General features: G+C 38.9%; 20 protein-coding genes and 1 pseudogene. 5 read left to right on the top strand and 16 right to left on the bottom strand.

The features are described 5' to 3' along the window. Positions 1 to 77: 77 nt before the first annotated feature. Together L641_RS0116425 and ggt are read right to left on the bottom strand one after the other, a co-directional pair. Complete coding sequence (locus tag L641_RS0116425; RefSeq protein ID WP_024602499.1) at positions 78 to 1,772, bottom strand: NAD-dependent malic enzyme; 1,695 nt, start codon at positions 1,770 to 1,772, stop codon at positions 78 to 80. A 368-nt stretch (positions 1,773 to 2,140) separates the two neighbouring features. Next, positions 2,141 to 3,919: a gamma-glutamyltransferase gene (gene ggt, locus L641_RS0116415; protein WP_024602498.1), complete on the bottom strand. Its 1,779-nt coding sequence runs from the start codon at positions 3,917 to 3,919 to the stop codon at positions 2,141 to 2,143. Positions 3,920 to 4,015: 96 nt separating this feature from the next. Here ggt and rrtA point away from each other — a divergent pair, with 96 nt between their 5' ends. Beyond that, on the top strand, positions 4,016 to 4,609 hold the full coding sequence (rrtA, locus tag L641_RS0116410) for a rhombosortase (RefSeq protein ID WP_024602497.1): 594 nt from the start codon (positions 4,016 to 4,018) through the stop codon (positions 4,607 to 4,609). Between the two features lie 38 nt (positions 4,610 to 4,647). Here the strand turns inward: rrtA and L641_RS0116405 are convergent, their stop codons facing one another. The 7 genes from L641_RS0116405 to L641_RS0116370 form a co-directional block, all read right to left on the bottom strand. Next, the gene (locus L641_RS0116405; protein ID WP_024602496.1) at positions 4,648 to 7,149 is read right to left on the bottom strand and encodes a prolyl oligopeptidase family serine peptidase; all 2,502 of its coding nucleotides are present in this window, start codon (positions 7,147 to 7,149) and stop codon (positions 4,648 to 4,650) included. 105 nt (positions 7,150 to 7,254) lie between these two features. Next, positions 7,255 to 8,424, bottom strand: coding sequence for an endonuclease/exonuclease/phosphatase family protein (locus L641_RS0116400; RefSeq protein ID WP_024602495.1), 1,170 nt, complete (start codon positions 8,422 to 8,424; stop codon positions 7,255 to 7,257). Then, positions 8,424 to 9,353, bottom strand: coding sequence for a putative sulfate exporter family transporter (locus L641_RS0116395; protein WP_024602494.1), 930 nt, complete (start codon positions 9,351 to 9,353; stop codon positions 8,424 to 8,426). Before L641_RS0116395 ends, L641_RS0116400 begins: the two co-directional genes overlap by 1 nt. A 4-nt stretch (positions 9,354 to 9,357) precedes the next feature. Further along, positions 9,358 to 9,582 (bottom strand): DUF2798 domain-containing protein, encoded by a 225-nt coding sequence (locus L641_RS0116390; RefSeq protein WP_013464944.1) that lies wholly within the window; start codon positions 9,580 to 9,582, stop codon positions 9,358 to 9,360. Positions 9,583 to 9,651: 69 nt separating this feature from the next. Continuing rightward, on the bottom strand, positions 9,652 to 10,797 hold the full coding sequence (locus L641_RS0116385) for a 5-(carboxyamino)imidazole ribonucleotide synthase (RefSeq protein ID WP_024602493.1): 1,146 nt from the start codon (positions 10,795 to 10,797) through the stop codon (positions 9,652 to 9,654). A gap of 2 nt (positions 10,798 to 10,799) precedes the next feature. After that, positions 10,800 to 11,282 carry a 5-(carboxyamino)imidazole ribonucleotide mutase gene (purE, locus tag L641_RS0116380; protein WP_013464946.1) on the bottom strand — a complete coding sequence of 161 codons (483 nt, stop codon included), beginning with the start codon at positions 11,280 to 11,282 and terminating at the stop codon, positions 10,800 to 10,802. 153 nt (positions 11,283 to 11,435) lie between these two features. Further along, entirely contained in the window at positions 11,436 to 13,022 is a 1,587-nt protein-coding gene (locus tag L641_RS0116370; RefSeq protein WP_076916071.1) for an ABC-F family ATPase, read from the bottom strand. Between the two features lie 618 nt (positions 13,023 to 13,640). On the opposite strand from L641_RS0116370, the pseudogene L641_RS0116365 reads away from it, so the two are divergent. Continuing rightward, positions 13,641 to 14,850, top strand: a pseudogene (locus tag L641_RS0116365) (porin). Between the two features lie 96 nt (positions 14,851 to 14,946). On the opposite strand, the gene L641_RS0116360 reads toward L641_RS0116365, so the two are convergent. After that, positions 14,947 to 15,129, bottom strand: coding sequence for a hypothetical protein (locus L641_RS0116360; protein ID WP_024602491.1), 183 nt, complete (start codon positions 15,127 to 15,129; stop codon positions 14,947 to 14,949). A gap of 111 nt (positions 15,130 to 15,240) precedes the next feature. On the opposite strand from L641_RS0116360, the gene L641_RS0116355 reads away from it, so the two are divergent. After that, positions 15,241 to 15,762, top strand: a complete 522-nt coding sequence (locus tag L641_RS0116355) for a TetR/AcrR family transcriptional regulator (RefSeq protein WP_024602490.1) — start codon at positions 15,241 to 15,243, stop codon at positions 15,760 to 15,762. Positions 15,763 to 16,095: 333 nt separating this feature from the next. Here the strand turns inward: L641_RS0116355 and L641_RS0116350 are convergent, their stop codons facing one another. After that, positions 16,096 to 16,968 carry an alpha/beta hydrolase-fold protein gene (locus L641_RS0116350; protein ID WP_024602489.1) on the bottom strand — a complete coding sequence of 291 codons (873 nt, stop codon included), beginning with the start codon at positions 16,966 to 16,968 and terminating at the stop codon, positions 16,096 to 16,098. Then, a complete protein-coding gene (locus tag L641_RS0116345) occupies positions 16,965 to 17,474 on the bottom strand; it encodes a GNAT family N-acetyltransferase (RefSeq protein WP_024602488.1) in 510 nt (169 codons plus the stop codon). The genes L641_RS0116350 and L641_RS0116345 overlap by 4 nt, the downstream gene beginning before the upstream one ends. A 99-nt stretch (positions 17,475 to 17,573) precedes the next feature. Between L641_RS0116345 and L641_RS0116340 the strand changes: the two genes are divergently transcribed. Next, positions 17,574 to 17,777 (top strand): hypothetical protein, encoded by a 204-nt coding sequence (locus L641_RS0116340; RefSeq protein WP_013464954.1) that lies wholly within the window; start codon positions 17,574 to 17,576, stop codon positions 17,775 to 17,777. A gap of 15 nt (positions 17,778 to 17,792) precedes the next feature. Here L641_RS0116340 and L641_RS0116335 read toward each other — a convergent pair whose 3' ends face one another. The 3 genes from L641_RS0116335 to L641_RS0116325 form a co-directional block, all read right to left on the bottom strand. Further along, positions 17,793 to 18,263 (bottom strand): GNAT family N-acetyltransferase, encoded by a 471-nt coding sequence (locus L641_RS0116335; protein WP_024602487.1) that lies wholly within the window; start codon positions 18,261 to 18,263, stop codon positions 17,793 to 17,795. A gap of 17 nt (positions 18,264 to 18,280) precedes the next feature. Then, positions 18,281 to 18,475, bottom strand: coding sequence for a CPXCG motif-containing cysteine-rich protein (locus L641_RS0116330; protein ID WP_024602486.1), 195 nt, complete (start codon positions 18,473 to 18,475; stop codon positions 18,281 to 18,283). A 95-nt stretch (positions 18,476 to 18,570) separates the two neighbouring features. After that, positions 18,571 to 19,170, bottom strand: a complete 600-nt coding sequence (locus tag L641_RS0116325) for a MepB family protein (RefSeq protein ID WP_024602485.1) — start codon at positions 19,168 to 19,170, stop codon at positions 18,571 to 18,573. A 123-nt stretch (positions 19,171 to 19,293) separates the two neighbouring features. Between L641_RS0116325 and msrA the strand changes: the two genes are divergently transcribed. After that, positions 19,294 to 19,890 carry a peptide-methionine (S)-S-oxide reductase MsrA gene (gene msrA / locus L641_RS0116320; protein WP_024602484.1) on the top strand — a complete coding sequence of 199 codons (597 nt, stop codon included), beginning with the start codon at positions 19,294 to 19,296 and terminating at the stop codon, positions 19,888 to 19,890. A 314-nt stretch (positions 19,891 to 20,204) separates the two neighbouring features. Here the strand turns inward: msrA and L641_RS0116310 are convergent. Further along, positions 20,205 to 20,683, bottom strand: a 479-nt coding sequence (locus L641_RS0116310; protein WP_024601065.1) for an IS3 family transposase, incomplete at its 5' end; no start/stop codon positions are given.

Here is a 20,683-nt window from a genome sequence, read left to right as displayed (position 1 = left end):
TTAACACCTTATGTGGTTAATTGCAGATGAACAAGCATAAAAAAACAGGCAAAAGCCTGTTTTTTAGTAATGAAGCATTAAATGCTGCAACGCTTGTAGTTACGATACTTCGGTAACCAGTAGTTTCTGTCGATGGCTGACCACAGCGCATCGTCTGAAATTTCAAGGGCAACGCCCTCTTCAATTGCCTTTTTAGCCACTGCAAACGCAATACGTTTACTAAGCGTTTCAATTTCAGTCAGTGCCGGTAGTAAGCTGCCTTTACCTGTATTAGCTAAAGGTGACGACTCAGCCAACATTTCGCTCGACATAATTAGCATCGCATCGGTAATACTCGTTGCTTTAGCGGCAATTACACCTAAACCAATACCTGGGAAAATATAGCTGTTGTTACATTGAGGAATTGGGTAAGTCACGCCGTTATAAACAACTGGGTCGAATGGGCTGCCAGTTGCAACAATTGCTTTGCCATCAGTCCATTTAATTACATCTTCTGGGTAGGCTTCTACTTGTTTAGATGGGTTACTTAACGGGAAAATAATTGGCGATTCACATTTAGCATGCATAGCGCGAATGACTTGCTCGGTAAATAAACCAGGTTGGCCAGATACACCAATTAAAATATCTGGTTCAGCACAGTGCATTACATCTAATAATGACGCGTATTCGCCGCTGTAAGTCCAATCTGCTAGGCAGCTCGTTGGTTGCGCTAACATTTGTTGGAAGTCGCGTAAGCCTTGCATACCATCTGTTAATAAGCCAAAACGGTCAACCATAAATACTTGGCTGCGTGCCTGTGCTTCACTGATGCCCTCAGCAACCATAGTGCTAACAATTTGTTCAGCAATACCACAGCCTGCAGAGCCTGCGCCTACAAAAACAACTTTTTGAGTTGATAATTTAGCACCTTTAACACGACATGCTGCTAATAAAGACCCCACAGTAACCGACGCAGTACCTTGAATGTCATCATTAAAGCTACAAATTTCGTTGCGGTAACGCTTTAATAATGGCATTGCATTAGGCTGAGCAAAATCTTCAAACTGCAGTAACACATTTGGCCAGCGACGTTTAACTGCTTTAATGAATAAGTCTAAAAACTCATCGTATTCGTCTTGTGCAATACGTTTATGGCGAGCACCCATGTACATTGGGTCGTTTAATAATTTTTCGTTATTGGTTCCCACATCGAGCATAACCGGTAACGTATAAGCTGGGCTAATACCGCCACACGCGGTATACAAAGAAAGTTTACCAATTGGAATCCCCATACCGCCAATACCTTGGTCGCCAAGGCCTAAAATACGCTCACCGTCGGTAACAACAATCACTTTTACTTTGCCTTTTGTGGCATTACGTAAAATATCGTCAATGTGAAAGCGATCTTCATAGGAAATAAATAAACCACGGGCACTGCGATAAATATCAGAAAACTTTTCACAGGCATCACCCACTGTTGGGGTGTAGATAATAGGCATCATTTCTTCGATATGATCGCGCACTAATCGGTAATAAAGCGTTTCGTTATTATCTTGAATGGCGCGTAAATAAATGTGCTTATTTAAGTTGTCGTTAAAACTTGAGTACTGTTGGTAACAACGCTCAACTTGCTCTTCTATTGTTTCGTAACGAGGAGGAAGTAAACCAGCAAGATTAAAGTTTTCACGTTCTTTTTGGCTAAAAGCACTTCCTTTATTCAATAGCGGGGTTTCAATTAGGCCTGGGCCAGAATAAGGAATATAAAGATAATTTGGATCGGTATTTGTAGTCATATTTCCAAGCTTTACTGAATCTTAAGTAATGATCTGCCATTATCATTGTTAAAGGCTAAATTGCAATGACATTTAAGCTTGTCAGACCATTGAAAATTTACAAATACAAGCGCTACTTTAGTATAAAGCCACTCATATTTGGTGAATATGTTAGCTGGCTGTTGTGAGTTTATAAAAATTAAAACGGGCATTAGACCAGCGTTTGCTGTGTGCAATGATTACAACAGTGTCAGTTATTTTTAGATTTGCTAATTTTTTACGTTAGTTAACATACTATTTTCAATCAAATAATCATTAACTATTAAGCTGTTACATAAATAACAGCAGGTAATACATTAGCTGCAAACCTGCTGTTGATTATACATGTTTTAGAATTTAAATGAGGCTTTATTATTACTTAAATCCGATAATGCCATCCCTTCCCTGCGAGGATCGGCGGCGCCATACAAACGGTTGTTTTTAACTTCTACCGCATGAAGCCCAGAGTTTAAGTCAATCACACGCACATCATGGCCGCGCTTTTTAAGCTTTGGTACCACCGCTTCAAGTGCAGTGCCTTTTTCAATGCTGGTGTAGTCATTACGATTAGTGGTTCGCGGTAAATTAATGGCTTGTTGCGCATTCAAATCCCAATCTAAAACGCCAATAACAACTTGCGCTACATAATCAATAATGCGACTACCACCAGGAGAGCCGACCACTAAACGTAAGCTCCCATCTTGATTAAATACCATCACGGGTGACATTGAGCTGCGCGGACGTTTATGGGCTTCTACTCTGTTAGCCACTAACTTGCCATTTTTACGCGGCGAAAGTGAAAAATCAGTCAGCTGATTGTTTAAAATGAAGCCATTAACCATGACCGTCGAACCAAACGCCATTTCTATAGAGCTGGTCATCGAAACAGCATTGCCTTTGCTATCAACAATTGAGACATGTGACGTAGACGGAAGTTCAAAAGAGTCATCATTTGCGTAGCTTAAGTAATCAACTGGATCACCAGGAAATGCTTTTTGATCTTTTTCAGTGATTAATTTTGCGCGGGTGGCGATATAGTCTTTGTTTAATAACTCCTCGGTAGGGACTTGGGTAAAATCAGGATCGCCAATGTATTTATTTCGATCGGCAAACGCAATGCGCGATGCTTGGCTAAAGTAATGAATAGCCTCTGCGCTATTAGCTTTAATATTGGCCATATCTTTATGTTCAAGCAAGCCTAAAATTTGTAGCACTGCAACACCGCCACTACTAGGTGGTGCCATTGAGCACACTTTGTAAACGCGGTATTTAATACATACAGGGGCGCGCTCTTTGCTGGTGTAGTTAGCAAGATCTTGCTCAGATAGTTTACCCGGGGCAATTTTTGATTTCTGCACTGCACTTACCATGGCTTTTGCATTATCACCTTTATAAAAAGCATCAATCCCTTGTGAGGCAATGTCTTTGTATAAATTAGCAAGCGGCTGATTTTTTTTAATACTGCCTACTTTGATCACTTCACCATTGGGAAAAAAATACTCATTTATGACCGGCATACTCATAACACCCGGGTTTAACTGCCTAACGAGTAAGCCATGTAATCGTGGAGATACTTCAAACCCTTGTTCAGCAAGCGCAATAGCTGGCTTAAATAACGTTGCCCATGGCAAGTTACCATATTGTTTATGGGCACTGGCAAACGCATGTAAAATACCTGGTACACCTACAGAGCGACCACCTACAACTGCTTCAATCCATTTAACAGCTTTGCCATGTTCATTTAAAAACAGGTTTTCATCGGCATTACTGGGGGCTGTTTCGCGACCATCAAAACTGGTTAGTTTATTGTTAGCTTTGTTGTAATACATCATAAACGTACCTCCACCAATGCCTGATGATTGCGGCTCAACTAATGTAAGCACTAATTGGGTGGCAATAGCCGCATCAACGGCGCTTCCGCCTTGGGCTAAAATGGCCTTACCCGCTTGTGAGGCATAAGGATTTGCAGCCGCAACCATGTATTTATCGCCAGGTACTAATTGCTTTTGTACTACCCCTGTGGCGGCTTCTGGTTCACGGGTTTCAATTTGGCTTGCTTGCTGTGCAAATAAAGGTAAAGACAGTGCACTTAAAGAGAGAGCAAATAAAGAGTTGAGCTTAAAATTCATAATTACTGATTAAACTTAAATTGCATGGAAGATAATTGGCATCTTAAAGTTAAACAGGCACAATATGCAAAAATAAATATAAAAAATGATCATTAAATGCTTAATTTACCTCTTCAGCCGCGTTATGTTTTACCCCCCTTGTGTTTAATTTTATTAAGTACGCTCTTAGCATGGCTTGGTATGAACAATGAGCTTGAGTTTAATCGCCCATTAATTGAACATGGCCAACTGTGGCGTTTATTTACCAGCCAATTTGTACATGCCAACTGGGTACACTTAGGTTTAAATTGTGCTGGTATCGCGCTTATTTGGTTATTGCACGGTGAATATACTACACCTAAGCAATACAGCTTTAATATCGCACTCCTTGCGCTTTGGTGTGGCTTGGGTGTTTATTGGTTTTGTCCAACAATCATTATTTATACAGGGCTAAGTGCGCTATTGCATGGCGTGATCGTGTGGGGGGCCATAAAAGATGTCACCGTCGGGCTAAAATCAGGTTATATCTTGTTTATTGGTGTATGGATAAAACTTATTCTTGAGCAAGTTAATGGTCCAAGCGCAGAAATAGGTCAACTCATTCAATCAACGGTGGCCGTTGATGCGCATTTAATTGGTGCAATTGGTGGGGTTATATTAGCTGTGCCGCTGGTTGTAAAACACATCAAAAACGATAATAAACACAGTTAAAAAAACGCCACATAAGTGGCGTTTTTATTTTTAGTCGATTAAAGCGTTTCTTTAAACAGTTTATAAATTCGACGGTATTCATCTAACCAGCTCGAAGGCTGAACAAAACCATGGGGTTCTACTGGGAAGATTGCTGTTTCAAAGTTTTCTTTTTCAAGTTCTATTAAACGCTGTACTAAACGCACTGAATCTTGAAAGAACACATTATCATCAACCATAGGCGCATTTATTAATAAATGCTTTTTAAGCCCTTCTGCATAATAAATAGGTGAACTACGCTCATAGGCAATCGGGTCAACATCAGGGTGATTCAAAATGTTAGCCGTATAACCTGTGTTGTAATGAGCCCAATCAGTCACTGGACGAAGCGCTGCGCCTGATTGAAACAACTCTGGTGCGGTAAATAACGCCATGAAGGTCATAAACCCACCATAAGAGCCACCGTAAGTCCCTACCGCTTGGGTATTAACATTGGCATTATCCGCCATCCATTTTACGCCATCGGCTAGATCTTGTGTTTCAGGTGTTCCCATTTGGCGATAAATAGCCGTTCGCCAATCACGACCATAGCCTTTAGATGCGCGGTAATCCATATCCATTACTACATAACCTTCATCTGCTAGTAATGAATGGAACATAAATTCACGGAAGTAGCCAGACCACCCCATATGTGAATTTTGCAAGTACCCTGCACCGTGGTTAAAAATAACCGCTTTGCGGGTTTTGCCTGTTTCACCCTCTTGGTAATCAGCGGGGTAATAGACTTTGGCGTATATGGGCTGTTCTGTATGACTAGATGGCACAGCAACAATTTTAGGCGCTGTGAGTTTTTTAGCTAAAAACGCATCAGATACCGTATTGGTTAAACGAGTCGCGGTTGTGTTTGCTTTAGCCTCTGCCACATAAAGTTCAGTCGGCATAGTGATTTTAGAATGTCTAAGTAATAACTTAGATTGATCAGGGCTTAAGGTGTAATCCGTCATACCGTTTAAGTCGGTTACTTGCTCACTAACACCTGTTTGTGGATTAACGCGGTATATTTCGTAAAGACCCGGATGCTCAATATTCGCTTTATAATAAATAGCACTATTGTCATCAGTAAGCGTTAAGTCAGACACTTCAAACTGACCTTGTGTTAAAGCCGTAGCCTTGCCATTTAAAGGTTTTTTATAAAGCTGACTGTACCCCGACTCTTCCGATAAATAATACAGCGTGGTTGAGTCATTTAACCAACCAAAGTCGTTAAACGCATACGCAATCCACGCATCGTCATGTAAACGGTGTTGAGATACGAGTTTGTTATTTTCAAAATCAACAGTGGCCAACCAACGATCTTTGTTATCCCATGCTTCAAGCATAATCGCCACTTGGCTGCCATCATCGTTCCAGCTGATTGGCGATTGATCCCATCCCCAGTCTGAAATTACATTAATACCACGCGGTTGTTTCTTAGACTTATACGTTTTGCCTTCGCGGGCATAGTTTTCTTTTTTAACCTCAGCGAGTACATCTTCATCAAAACCAGGCAAGGTATTAAACCCTAAAGTAGTTTGGCTTTGATCTGCAAGGTTAATATAAACAATTTCAGAAGTTTGCTCTTTAGCGTCAGCCACACGACGGCGAACTTTTTTAGGCTCTATAGTCGCATCATCAGTGATGTAGTTAGGCATAATGTCGCCTTCACCACGCCATGAACTTTTTTCTTGAACAACCACAATTAACGCGTCGCCATTTGGAGAAAGCTGGGCTTCATCAACCGTGTTGCCATCGCCTAAATAGTAATGCGTGTTGGCAATTGAGCTATTTTGAGTTTTGACTTGCTCATTTCGCGCATACTTGTCTTGTTTGTTTTTATGCTGCAGTGCAATGTAATCAATCAGCTTATGTTGTTCTTTGGCAATATAAGTTGTTGGCTCTTTTACGCCTTGTGGTTTGTCAGCCAGTTTTAAATTAGCAATTTCACGGGTTAAACCTGTGGTTAAATCTACTTTAAAAAAGATATTACCTTGGCGATACGCTAAATTACCATCGTTTAAAAATTGTGGTTTTGACTCGGTGGCTGAGCTTTGCGTAATTTGCTTAATTACACCTGACTTTACGTTTTTAATAAATATGTTGCCTTCAAACACATAAGCTTGAAGTGATTTATCGTTAGAAAAAACAGCTTTACTTGAGCCTACGCTGTGAAGCTGATTTAAAGCCACTTGCTCTGCTGTTTGAGCGTTTACAGCTTGAGTGAATAAATCTCTTAGCTCACTACCTTGTTGTTTACGCGCGTAAATAACGGTACTTGAGTCAGCACTCCAAAATGCACTTTGCGGTTGGCGTCCAATCCAATCAGGGTGAGCCATCGCTTGTTCAAGCGTAATTTTTGAGACACCCATGTCTGCAGGTGTGTTAACAACACTTGCAACCTTGGTATTTGTTTGAATAGCTGAGTCATTAGAAGTTGTGGCGGTTGCTGTACAGCCCGCTAACATAACACTTGACGCAACAGCCATTGCAACAAGTGTTTTAGAAGATGAAAATTTAAAAATCATAGTGCTTCTTGACGGTTATTATAATTAACCGTATTTAAGCAGAAGCACCTTTATAATTGCAATTATTTAAGATAAACAACGCTGATATCGGGGTGAGTAACCCGTTTATTCAACCGTTAAATCAAGCCATACCATACGGTGGTCACTTGATGCGTTTCTATCTTTGATTAAACGGTACAATTCGCTTTGTTTTTTCGGCCAAAATACGCCACCATCTTTAATGGTTAGCCCATAATTTGAAGGCAGAACGTAATCAACGCGTGCCTGCCAATTAGCAGTATAATTTTTAGCATAAGCTTGTGGGTATTGCTCTTTAGCGCCCTCACTGGTTGGAATAAAACCGGCATTAATCATCGGGCTTTTAAGTAACTGATCTGTTGTATTTGTGCGCTTTTTATCGCCCTCAGGGGCGGCATTTAGGTCACCTAAAATCACAAATCGCGATTTTGCTGCAAGCCCACCCTTTTTACCATTATCATCATAAAGGTAACTTTCGTTATTAACGTAATCGGCAATAAGCCTAATTTCATCATGGTTACGAATACCGTTTCTGTCTTCTTCGCCATCAAACACAGGTGGTGTTGGGTGCGACGCTAGCATATGGACTACTTTATCGTTTACTTTTACGGGTATATCCCAAAAAGATTTAGAGCTTAAACGTAAAGTATTCCATTCTTCTTCGTTATACCAATTGGTATTAGTTTTTGGGTCAACCGGCATTTGTACATTAGGTAAATCTTTGTGCTTAAAGGTTTGCAGGGTTCTGATGTTGTCAAAATCAATCGGGTAGCGAGATAAAAACGCCATTGCGTAATGGCCTTCAAAAAAACCAAAGCCCTGTGCATCACCCATTACCCCAGTTTTTTTGCCGTTATTGTCCAAGTCAAACTCAGTTGCTAAGCCGGTATTAACGGGGGCAATGTAAACGTATGGGTAATCAATTACTGCTTGATTATTTTGCCCTACATTTAAATAATGGCTTTTAAAATACTCGATACCTTGCTCTTTTGGAATGTAGTCAAACTCATTGAGTAGTACTACATCTGGGCGGACGCGCTGGATTATTTCAGCAATATTTTTAATTTGCTGGTGGTTTGAACGCAGTGCATTTACCAGTGCATCACTTTTTACTTGTTCATTTTTAGCGGTGTAATTAGTGGCATCCATACTGACATTAAAGGTTGCTACGCGTAGCGATTCAGCCAATACAGGGCTGCTAGAAAAAACAGCAAATAACACACTACTGATTGCTGTAATACTAAGATTACGTTTCATTATATGAATCCATCTATAATTAATAATAAAATTGTGCTGCTGACTATAACCCACAAAGTAATTGCCATCAAAAATGGCTTTATACCTGCTTGCTTAAGAACCGATAGTGACAAACCACTGCCAATTAAAAACAGTGTAACCACTAATAATTGCTTAGCTGCACTATTAATGAGTTCCCATGTGGATGAAAACGACGGCATATAAGTATTAATTAATGCAGCTAATAAAAAGCCCACAATAAATAAAGGAATACTCGCCTTTTCATCAGAGCGCATAAACACTCCCGCAACCGCTGTATAAGGAATGATCCACATCGCACGGGTCAATTTTACCGTAGTGGCAATACTCAGTGCCACAACACCATAAGTAGCCGATGCCCCCACTACGCTGCTAGTATCATGAATGGCTAATGCGGCCCACAAACCAAATTGCTGTTGGGTTAACTCAAAATAGTGCCCAATTGCGGGAAACAACAATAATCCCATGCCATTGAGTAAAAATACAATCCCTAAGGCAACAGCGACTTCGTGATCTCTAGCTTTTATAACCGGTGCCATGGCCGCAATAGCGCTACCACCACAAATAGCGGTTCCAAAGGAAATTAACACGCCTGTGTTACGATTAAGTTTAAACACTTGAGTTAAAATTTCGCCAAGCCCAATTATGGCAGTAATACTGACAATTGTTAACACTAAAGAGCTGCGACCAACCTCAATTACCTGATTAAAATCAACAGCAAACCCCAACCCCACAACCGCCAACTTTAGCATCCATTTACTGGCCTTTTGTGATAACTCAGCAAACGGGTTACCCAATGTAATCGCAAATAACGCCCCCATAACCAAGGCACTACCAGCGCCAATAAATGGAGTGATGCACAAAGCCAGTAATATTATAAATACAGGTTTATGTAATTTAGCGATAATCATAACGTTAAGCGCGAATGAGTTTATTAGTCAGTTTGTGGACAACGGGGGCAACAAATATAACCGTTGGAAAGGCAATACAAAAGGCAAATAACCACGCTTTAAGCCAGATAGATACGATGTTATCGACCATACCAACATTAAATAGAGAAATAACTAACGACATAAAACCTGACATGAAAAGTGCCATAAAAAAGGCAAACACAATAGTACGAAACTTTGGATGGATCATTGAAAAGAACCTTTAGAAGGTAAAGCGATATATTGAAGTTAAGTTCAATTTATCGCTTTGTTTTTTAACTTATAATAGCGATTTGCTGGTAGCTAATACACCGGGGTAATCTTGCTCTGGTAAACACATTGCGAGTTCACCAAGGCGTTCACCTAATTGCTGTAAATTATCAGCAGATACATTAATGTGGCCCATTTTGCGACCAGGTTTTACACTTTTACCGTACCAATGGCTGGTAACATCTGCTGTTTTTAACACATCAGTAGGGATTTGTGCTTGGCCTAATACATTTATCATAGCAGTCGGTTGCTTAAGTTGCGTACTACCTAAAGGTAAGCCGGCAACAGCGCGCATATGGTTTTCAAATTGCGAGCAATGAGCACCTTGTTGCGTCCAATGGCCTGAGTTATGAACTCGCGGCGCAATTTCATTAACCAGTAATGTACCTTGCACATCAAAAAACTCAATGGCGAGTACACCCACATAATCAAGCTCATTAGCAATTCGGGTAAATGCCGTGATTGCTTGTTGCTCTAGTTGGCTATTATTGTTTTTACCTGCAACCGAAAGCGTTAACACACCCTCGGTGTGCTCGTTTTCAGTTAATGGATAAATAGCAACATGGCCGTGTTTATCGCGCGCACCAATAATAGAGACTTCACGATCAAACGGGATCATTTTTTCTGCAATTATGGTGTGCGGAGCGTGCTCAGTGCCTGATGCAATAAAATCAGCCATTTCAGCCCAAATCTGTTCAATTTGATCGTCTGATTTTAAACGCCATTGACCTTTACCATCGTAACCCGCTTGGCATGTTTTAATGACTAATGGCTTACCAAGTGTTTGAACCGCGAGTTCAAGATGCGCTTTTTCTGTAATTAATTGATATGGCGCGCATGCCACCGCGGTTTTATCTAGGAGCGCTTTTTCAAGCGCACGGTCGCCACCGGTTTTAATGGCTTGTTTGCCCGGATAAAACTTATTGCTATTACAACACTGTGTAAGTACATCATCTGGAATATGTTCAAACTCGGCCGTAATAGCATCAGCGTTTTCTATCGCTTGTTCGAGCGTTGTTGGGTACACTTCGTTTGTAAGCGGATGTACAATCTTTTTGCTGCCTACATCATAAGCAACCACATTTAAATTAAGCGGTGCACCAGCTAAGCTCATCATTCGTGCTAGCTGCCCTGCCCCTAAAATTAAAATATTCATGATCACTCTGCAGGATTTGGGTTAGCTAAAACAGTCTCAGTTTGTTCTTTACGGAACGCTTCGATTTTTGCGAATATTTCTGGATTTTGACATCCTAAAATTTGTGCTGCTAATAAACCTGCATTTGCAGCACCAGGCTCACCAATAGCAAGAGTACCTACCGCAACACCTTTTGGCATTTGGCAAATAGATAACAGAGAGTCTACACCGTTTAGCGCTTTAGATTTAACGGGTACGCCTAAAACTGGCAGAGATGTAAACGCCGCCGCCATACCCGGTAAGTGCGCCGCGCCACCTGCGCCTGCAATAATAACTTTAATACCGCGTTCTGCGGCTGAACTTGCGTAATCGGCAAGTAATTGAGGAGTGCGGTGGGCAGAAACCACTTTAGTTTCATACTCAATGCCAAATTTTTCTAGCATAAGGGCGGCGTGTTCCATGGTTGGCCAATCTGATTTAGAACCCATAATAATGCCAACAGTCATAAATACTCCTCAGTAATGTATTTTAAAAATAGCGGACTTATGTCCGGTTTTATGGCGGGTATTATATACTTAAATGCTGCACTAATGCGACCAGCAGGCAATAAAAAAGCCATGTTAAAGATGGCTTTTTTTAAACAGCGAAACAATCAGCAATTAAGCTTCTTTACTCGCTAAATATTCTGAGTAGTTACCTCTAAAGTCGATAACTTTACCGTCTTTAATTTCCCAAATACGGGTGGCAACTGATGATACAAACTGACGGTCGTGTGACACAAACATCAAGGTACCTTCATACGCTTCAAGTGCTAAGTTAAGCGCTTCAATTGATTCCATATCCATGTGGTTGGTTGGCTCATCCATTAGTAAGATATTTGGTTTATGCATCATGATTTTACCAAACAGCATACGACCTTGCTCACCACCAGATATTACTTTTACAGATTTTTTGATATCGTTTTGTGAAAACAACATACGACCCAAGAAGCTACGCACTACTTGCTCATCGTCGCCCTCTTGTTGCCATTGCTCCATCCACTCAAACAAATTCATGTCTTTTTCAAACTCATCGGCATGATCTTGTGCATAGTAGCCAATGTTTGCATTTTCAGACCATTTAAACTCACCGCTTTTAGGCGCTAAACGTCCTGCTAAAGTGTTTAATAATGTTGTTTTACCCACACCATTTTCACCAATAATAGCAATGCGTTCACCTACTTCAACCAAACCCTCAAGGCCTGAGAATAAAGTTTCTTCAAAACCTTGAGATAAGCTAGTCATTTCTAGTGCGTTACGAAATAACTGCTTTTCTTGTTCAAAACGAATAAACGGTGTTTGACGTGACGACGCTTTTACTTCGTCTAATTGAATTTTATCAATTCGTTTTGCACGTGAAGTGGCTTGCTTTGCCTTTGATGCGTTGGCAGAAAAGCGCGATACAAATTGTTGAAGCTCTGCTATTTGGCTTTTCTTTTTGGCGTTTTCACTTAATAAACGTTCGCGTGCTTGAGTAGCTGCAAACATGTATTCATCGTAGTTACCCGGGTAAATACGTAGTTCACCGTAGTCAATATCGGCCATGTGCGTACATACCGAATTTAAAAAGTGACGGTCATGCGAGATGATGATCATGGTACAGTCACGTTGATTCAATACATCTTCAAGCCACTTAATTGTATAAATGTCCAAGTTATTGGTAGGCTCATCGAGCAGCATGATATCAGGGTCTGAAAACAAAACTTGAGCTAGAAGCACACGAAGTTTAAAACCTGGTGCAATTTCTGACATAGGTCCGTAGTGCTGCTCTGTAGCAATACCCACACCTAATAGTAACTCACCCGCTTTAGATTCAGCCGAGTAACCGTCCATTTCAGCAAATTCAGTTTCAAGATCGGCTACTTTCATGCCGTCTTCTTCACTCATTTCAGGTAGGCTATATATACGGTCACGTTCTTGTTTGATATCCCACAATTCCTTATGACCCATAATCACGGTATCAATAACAGAATATTCTTCGTAGGCGAATTGATCTTGGTTTAGTTTAGCAACGCGCTCATTTGGATCAGTACTTACGTTACCCGAAGATGGTTCTAATTCACCACTAAGGATTTTCATAAAGGTCGACTTACCACAACCATTAGCACCAATTAAACCATAACGGTTTGATTCGCCAAATTTAGCTGAGATATTTTCAAATAACGGTTTAGCACCAAATTGCATGGTGATGTTAGCTGTACTAATAATAGCGCTACCCTCCAAGGGAGACTGAAGTATTTAAATTGCGCGCAGTTTAAACCAAATCACCGTTTTTTTCTATGAAAGTTTATAGCACCAAACTCAAAGTAAACGGTGGCTGTTTATTAACTATAAAAGCAATTAAATAGCCAAAGTACTGGGCGAGTAAATGTGCTAAAAAGGTGAGTAAAACTCATTATTGTACTGTTGATGCAGTAAAAAAATGTTTAATAAAAAAACAACTAGCATAAAACCCTTTATAAATTATTTAATCGCGTTTACAGGCGACTTGGTCGCATTTTACTTTTATTAACAATTAATACGGCTATATTAACGTTTTTTATAGTATTAGAGTTTTAGCTCTACCCATGCCGACAGGCGCAACTATGAAAAAAATTCAACACACCCTCTCCTGCATTTAAGCCTAATGTCTTATTCCAAAATTAAATGGCAGTTTATGCGGCTACAAAATAAAAACAGCATTAACTTAAAATGAACAAGCTGCGTGTTTTGTGCTAATTGTCATTGATAATTTTTCACTTTTGAGCCTTTTATTGCTTTGCTAGTCTGCACGACTTCGAATTTAGTAATTATAAAAACGTCTTTAATTTAGGCAAGGCACACACAATGAAAAGAAAATTAGTATCGCTAGCAATTGCGGGTATTTTAGCTGCTCCAAGTGTTTCAGCAGTAGAAGTATTTAAGGATGAAAAAAAATACAATCGCAGTAGGCGGATATATTGATGCGCGAGTGATAAATACTCAAGGTCAAAACGAAATCGTCAATGGTGCCTCACGAATTAATTTTGATTTTAAACGCCAACTAAAAAACGGCTGGGAAGCAATGGCTTTAGTTGAATGGGGTGTCAACCCTGTTGGCAGTAGCGATATTGTATACAACAACCGTTTTGAATCTATTCAGGATGAGTTTTTATATAATCGTTTAGGTTATGCAGGACTTAAACACGATAAATACGGCCAAATTACGATTGGTAAACAATGGGGTGCGTGGTTTGATGTTGTGTATGCAACAAACTACAGCTATGTATGGGATGGTAACGCTGCCGGTGTTTACACTTACAACAAAGACGATGGTGCAGTAAATGGTACTGGTCGTGGTGATAAAACACTGCAATACCGTAATAGCTACAACGACTTTGACTTTAGTGTTCAAACTCAGTTAAAAAACAGCGCTTTTTATACATGTGATGTAAGTAATATTACAGAATCACAATGCCAAGCAAATTTTGAGTCTGGAGATGCTGCTGCACAACAAGTTGAATTTAACTATACGTTTGGCGGTGCAGTAACCTATAACGTGACTGATAAGCTAAAACTGACCGCGGGTATTAACCGTGGCGAGTTTGAATTAACGTATGGCGACGGAACAACCCGCTCTGTTGACGATTTAATTTATGGTGCAGGTGTTATTTGGGGCAATATTGATGCGCCAGGCTTGTATGTAGCCGCTAATATCAACAAAAACGAAAACCACGATACAGATAACATAGGTCGTTTAATTAAAGATGCGATTGGTATTGAAACATTTGTGTCGTATCGCTTTGATAACGATTTTAGACCATTTATTGCCTATAACTTATTTGATGCAGGTGATGACTACGTAATTCAACCAAACTTTAATGCCGATCCTAACGATGTATTTAAGCGTCAGTTTGCAGTTATTGGTGTGCATTACTTAATTGACCAAGACACACAACTTTATGTAGAAGCACGTAAAGACTTTGGTGATTTTGAAAGTAATAATAAACAGCAGCAAGCGCTAATGGAGCAATCTGAAGATGACGGTATTGCTTTTGGTTTTAGATACGTTCTTTAATATCAGTTGAGCTTTCAAGCTTAAAATCACAAAGCTAAACTTAAAGCCCTGCAAAATAGCAGGGCTTTTTTTCGATTTGTTTAGTTGAAGCTTGAGCTATTTTTTCTTAAATGCTTTTTTTAACGCACGCGTCCCCTCTGTTGGCCCTAGAATAAGCCATAAAAAAGCAACCCCTCCAGGGACTAAAACTGCTTTTAATATTGGCCCTAGCAAATAAGAATAAAAATAAATTAGTGGAATAAAAAGTACATAACCAATAACACGTTTGATAAACTTCATGTAACATCCTTATAAAAATGAGCGTGCTCACAATGTTAATTGAGCGCGCTCAATTAATCAAATAATGATTTAGCCCTTTTATTTAACAAACAAGTAAAGCATTGAAATATAATGAGTAAAAAAGAAAAGACACGCGATAAAATTTTAGCTTCAGCATGGGAATTATTTTTGCTGCAAGGTTACGATCACACATCAACAAGAGAAATAGCGGTTGCAGCCAATGTTGCTGTAGGTACAGTGTTTAGTCATTTTGAAAATAAAATTGATTTATTGATGGCCGGTATGCAACAACAAATAGCCGTTATTATTAACCAAGCAAAGCAGTTAGATACGCAGCACTCCCCTCGCTTAAAGTTACGTCATTACGCTCATCCGCTTTATTCTTTTTATTGTGAAAATAGTGAATTTAGTAAGCTATTAATTAGCGACATCATTTGGAGAACGTCTTTTTTTAAAGCGCAGATGGATGAATTTAAACAACTGCTTTTTAGTGAACAACCGAAGTTTGATGAAACAAAAGCAAGCGTAATGATGGACTGTTATTTTATGACCTTGGTCGATGGGTTAAACGATCCCTTACCAAATGCTGAAAATATGCTTAGACAGTTAAGTAATAAAATAGCGCTTTTGTAATTAAGTCCTAAACGTATAGATCGGTGCTGATATAAATAAAGCACCGCCCACCTTTTTTGTTATTTAAATTCTTTATTTAACGATCCAGATAGCCAAACTCAATAAGCGTTATAAACCCACCACTCCACTTATGAGTAAATCGATAATTTATATTACGCCATTGCTAAGATTACATTTAAACACAATTAAGTATGATGTGTTCTTGCATGTGTTATCTTACATCCACCAGCCATTTACACCATAAAATAATTTATAGCAAAACGGCTTAACTGTACATATATACAGTTAAGCCGTTTTGCTAGTACTACTCTTAATTAAAGTTTAACAATATTATTAATTAATAAATTCATCATAGGCCATTAAAGCCCCCGTAATACTCAATGCAGGATTATCATTATGCTTTGCATCAGGGTTTACTTTACTGCCCCACACTAACCAGTTACTAGTATGGCTTACTAAACTTTGCTCCAAGTTATTATACGCCTCAAGCATTAATTTATGCTCAGCCCCGCCAACAGTAAAATATAATAAGGCGGGTCTATAGTAGCTCTGTGTTTTAACTTGTAAAAAGGTATTAAAATGATTTACTACGGTCATATCGTCATACCAAGCCGCAGGGCTAAATGCAAAGTAACCATTAAATAGCGATGGTTTGGTATGCAGCGTATATAAAGTAAAACTGCCCCCTGCCGAAAATCCCGTTAATATACGGTTTTCAGTTAACCTGTAGTTAGCCTCTAAATAAGTAAGTAGCTCTTGCTCTATAAAAGCTAAAAACAAATCAGCTTTACCAAAAATTTCTGGCGAAGTTTCATGTTTAGGTCGAGGATTTGTATTTACGTCCTTCCTTGCATAAGGTGGTACAAGATCACGATTTCGGGTATCAGTAAAAAACTGATTAGGTATAGCAACTAAAATAGCCTTATTTAATATACTTTCAGGATTTAATGCTTTTAGCGCTTTATCCCAATTAGCTAAATTAAAATTACCATCTGTTTTTATAATAAGTGGATACGCTTTATTTTTATCAAAATCATCGGGGAACCTTATAAATACCTTACGAGACTCATTAAGCACCTTTGAATCTAGGGTTACATCAACAAAATCTGATACATCATTTTTGTAATAACTAAACCCAATTGTTGTAACCCCAAATACACTAACAGCAAGCAACACATTTAAAATAATCGCTTTTTTTATTCTCATGCGTCACCCATTTTAGTTAATTGCTTATGCCAAATACCATTGTTTAATTGCTCGTTTAACACAAACCCAAGCTTAGTCAGTAAATTATAACTACGAACGTTATGTCCGTGAATTTCAGCATATAATTGCTCTATCTTTAATACAATCGGTATCTGGCTCATAAAACCGCGCAGCACTTCTTGCATTAAACCTTGCTGCCAATAAAAAGGATCGAGTTCGAAGCCCAAATAAGCACTTTTGGTTTGGCTATTTATGTTATATAAACCACAGGTACCAATTAGGTCGCCAGATATATTATGTTCAATCGCAAGCCGAACACCTTCACCTTGGTAATAACTCGAGATATCATCTTGAATTAACTGCTTAATATGCTCTTTATTTAGCGGGGTTTTATAATCGTTAAACTCATAAACGAGTGGATTATTTAAAATTGTTAATAGCGCTGCGCCGTGTTTGTGGGTAATTAAACGTAAGGTAACGCGGGGTAATTTTATAGTTTTAAACATGCCTACGCCAAATAAAGTAAACGCGCTTTAAATAGCACTTTATAGAGCGTCATTATTAACTTACCATACCGTATTCACAAGCATTAATTGAGATAAACTATGAGTGACAATTTTAAAGTAATACAACCAACTACTACTGTTTACTGCCCAAAACGTGGTGAAGGTTGGACCCTTACCGGCATTACTAATATTAACGAGTTTACGTCGGTTATGTTTGATGGTGTACGTTACACCTTACCAGCGAGAGAAATTGTAGAGCAGTTGCTGCCTAACCAATTAGCGCGTGAACAGCAAAATAGCTAAATTAAACAAAATTTATCACTTAACCATATGTACACAGTTTTCTGGTAATGGGCTTAAGTTTTGATTTTCTGGGGTATTAGCAGCAACTTTAAAGCCTAGCTTTTTATAAGCCGATACTGCTGCTAGGTTGTTTTTATAAACAAACAATGAGCAATCATTAACATTTAAGTTTAATTGCCCATGTTTACATAATGCTTTAATTAGGGTGGCTGCAATTCCCTCCCCCCTTCGTATAGGGTTTACTATTAAACGCGCCAAATGACATTTGTTTTTTTGTTGATAATATTGCCCAAAAGCGAGTAATACGTTTTGTTGTCCAACCAATACAAAAGAAGTCGAGACATCAAGGTTTAAGTCTTCAATAAAAGTCTGCGCCGTAAATGGGTACCTAAAGTAAGGGCCAGCCCATTGAGTTATGTCATGTTGATCATTAAACCAACTCATTAGCTCGATAATATGCGTATTATTAAGTGGTTGTAATGTCATTCGCCTTGTTGATTCCTTCAAAACGCGTCATCTTCGCTATACACATTTACGCCAAGCTCGTCTTCATCATCAAATACCACAAACGTAATAGGCTTACAGCATACTTGGCAGTCTTCTATGTATTGCTCATCAAGGTCGGCTACATCAATTAATACATCCATTGACTCACCACAGTAAGGACAACTAATTGACTTTTCGGTTAACTGGTTCATGATTTCCCCTTTCAAATTTACATAAGGTTATAATTTCACTTTAGTAAACAACCTTATATATGACAATGCTCGTAGAGTGACTTAATAATTCAAATTTAAACAGCGTTAGCTAAAATATTGTTTAACTTAATTAAATCAACTAAGCCATGTTGGTTCTGATTTAAAAAATAATCGCATTGCCAACGCTGAGTAACTTTAGCAGAGTTACTAAATGCGCCAGTCCCTTTTAATGCCCTACTTTCGCTCCAAGGCGGAAATACTCTAAAAGCCGTTTTGCCTTTTTGGTTTCTACCTGTGACGATGCCTTTTTTAACTAACAACCCAACCGGAAATAAAAAGAAACCGCTTTGTGTATTTGCTACTTGGTTGTTACTAGTGGTTAATCCATCACTTGAAACCGCTACTAATAAATAGTCAAACTCATTGGCCAATGGAATTGGTTTAGAATTACTCAAATCCGCTGGGCGTTTCCATAGTGCTAAAAAAGCGCCAGGTCTGTCGGGTGTAATTTTAGCTTTTCTGTAAATTATACGTTTTTGGTTTAAAGTAAATGCATAGCCATGGTATTGGGCATTTTGATTATGAGGTATCAACTCATCAGCGTTTGGTAGTTTATACCCTGAGGGAGCAAAGTTGTTTTGTAAAATGATTAATAATTCATCATGAAAATGATCATTCGTCATTAAACTTTTCATATCTCGCATCCGTTTTATATAAAGTGAGTTCAAACCCTTAAGCAACTTTGTAATGAAAGAGTTTTTAAAGTTAGCGGGTCTTACTATACAAGTTTTTATACATAACTAAAGGTGAACATTTTTATGAAACACACATTAGCGCTAGCATTGACCTCTATGGGGATTATGTTTAGCTCATTAACATACGCTAAAACCGAACAAGCTATTTTAGCCGGTGGCTGTTTTTGGTGTATGGAAAGTGACTTTGAAAAACTCGAAGGTGTAACCGATGTGATCTCAGGGTTTACTGGTGGTGAACTTAAAAATCCAACCTACAATGGTAATCACCAAGGCCACTACGAAGCTGTTCTGGTTACCTACAACACTAATGTATTAAGCTATCAAGATATTTTAAACCATTACTGGGTGAATATTGATCCTTTTGACGCAAAAGGTCAGTTTTGTGATAAAGGCCCAAGCTACCGTAGTGCGATTTTTGTTGCTAATGAGCAACAGCGACAATTAGCTAAGCAATCTAAACAAGCGGTAGTTAACGAATTTCCTGAGCAAACAGTAGTAACCCCTATTCTCGATGCTAAAACCTTTTACCCGATAAAGGGCGATGAAAGTTATCACCAAGATTACTACAAAAATAATCCTATTCGTTATAACACCTATCGCTGGCGTTGTGGCCGTGATAGTCGCCTAGAAGACATTTGGGGCGATCGAGTTACCCACTGAGTTTAAAAAACCAAAAGGCTGCAGAAAATGCAGCCTTTCTAATATTTAAGCAAAGTAATAGCAGACTAATTATTTATTCTATTTTCAAAGTCGCAAGCCCACTTAAAAATTCATTTTTTAAGACGGTTAAATAGGCTTCCTATCATGATGATTTCTTTTTATAGGAAACACCTTAAACCAAAATGCCATTTCAAAAACAAAGCCCGCAATAATAAAAATAAATAAGCCAGTAGTGCTACCATAAGAATAACAGGCAATAGCAGCAATAATTAATGTGAATCGCCCCGAGTTCATCGGAGACCAGTTTGTTTAAGTCAGGCCACTTTACCTGACTCGTTTAAATTATCATAGTAGTCTGTTTCATATTGAGCTGGTGAAATATACCCAATTGAAGATAATAAGCGTTGATTATTAAACCAATTGACCCACTCTAACGTTGCGTATTCAACAGCATCAACATTCTTCCACGGGCCATTTCTGCGAATAATCTCTGTTTTAAATAATCCATTTATTGTTTCAGCCAATGCATTGTCATAAGAGTCACCCACACTGCCTACAGACGCTTGAATTCCAGCTTCAGCAAGTCGCTCAGTGTATCGTATAGACAAATATTGGCTGCCTCTGTCGCTGTGGTGAATTAACCCTTCGGGGTTGCCACGATGCCAAATAGCTTGCTCTAACGCATCAAGAATAAGCTCTGTGTGCATTGTCGTTGATACACGCCAACCTACAATGTATCGTGAAAAAACATCTATCACGAAAGCGACATAAACAAACCCACTCCATGTGGCAA

Origin of the sequence: Pseudoalteromonas sp. TB41, assembly GCF_000497975.1 — a bacterium.
Lineage (GTDB): Bacteria > Pseudomonadota > Gammaproteobacteria > Enterobacterales > Alteromonadaceae > Pseudoalteromonas > Pseudoalteromonas tetraodonis.
This window is presented reverse-complemented; position numbering and strand designations above follow the sequence as displayed.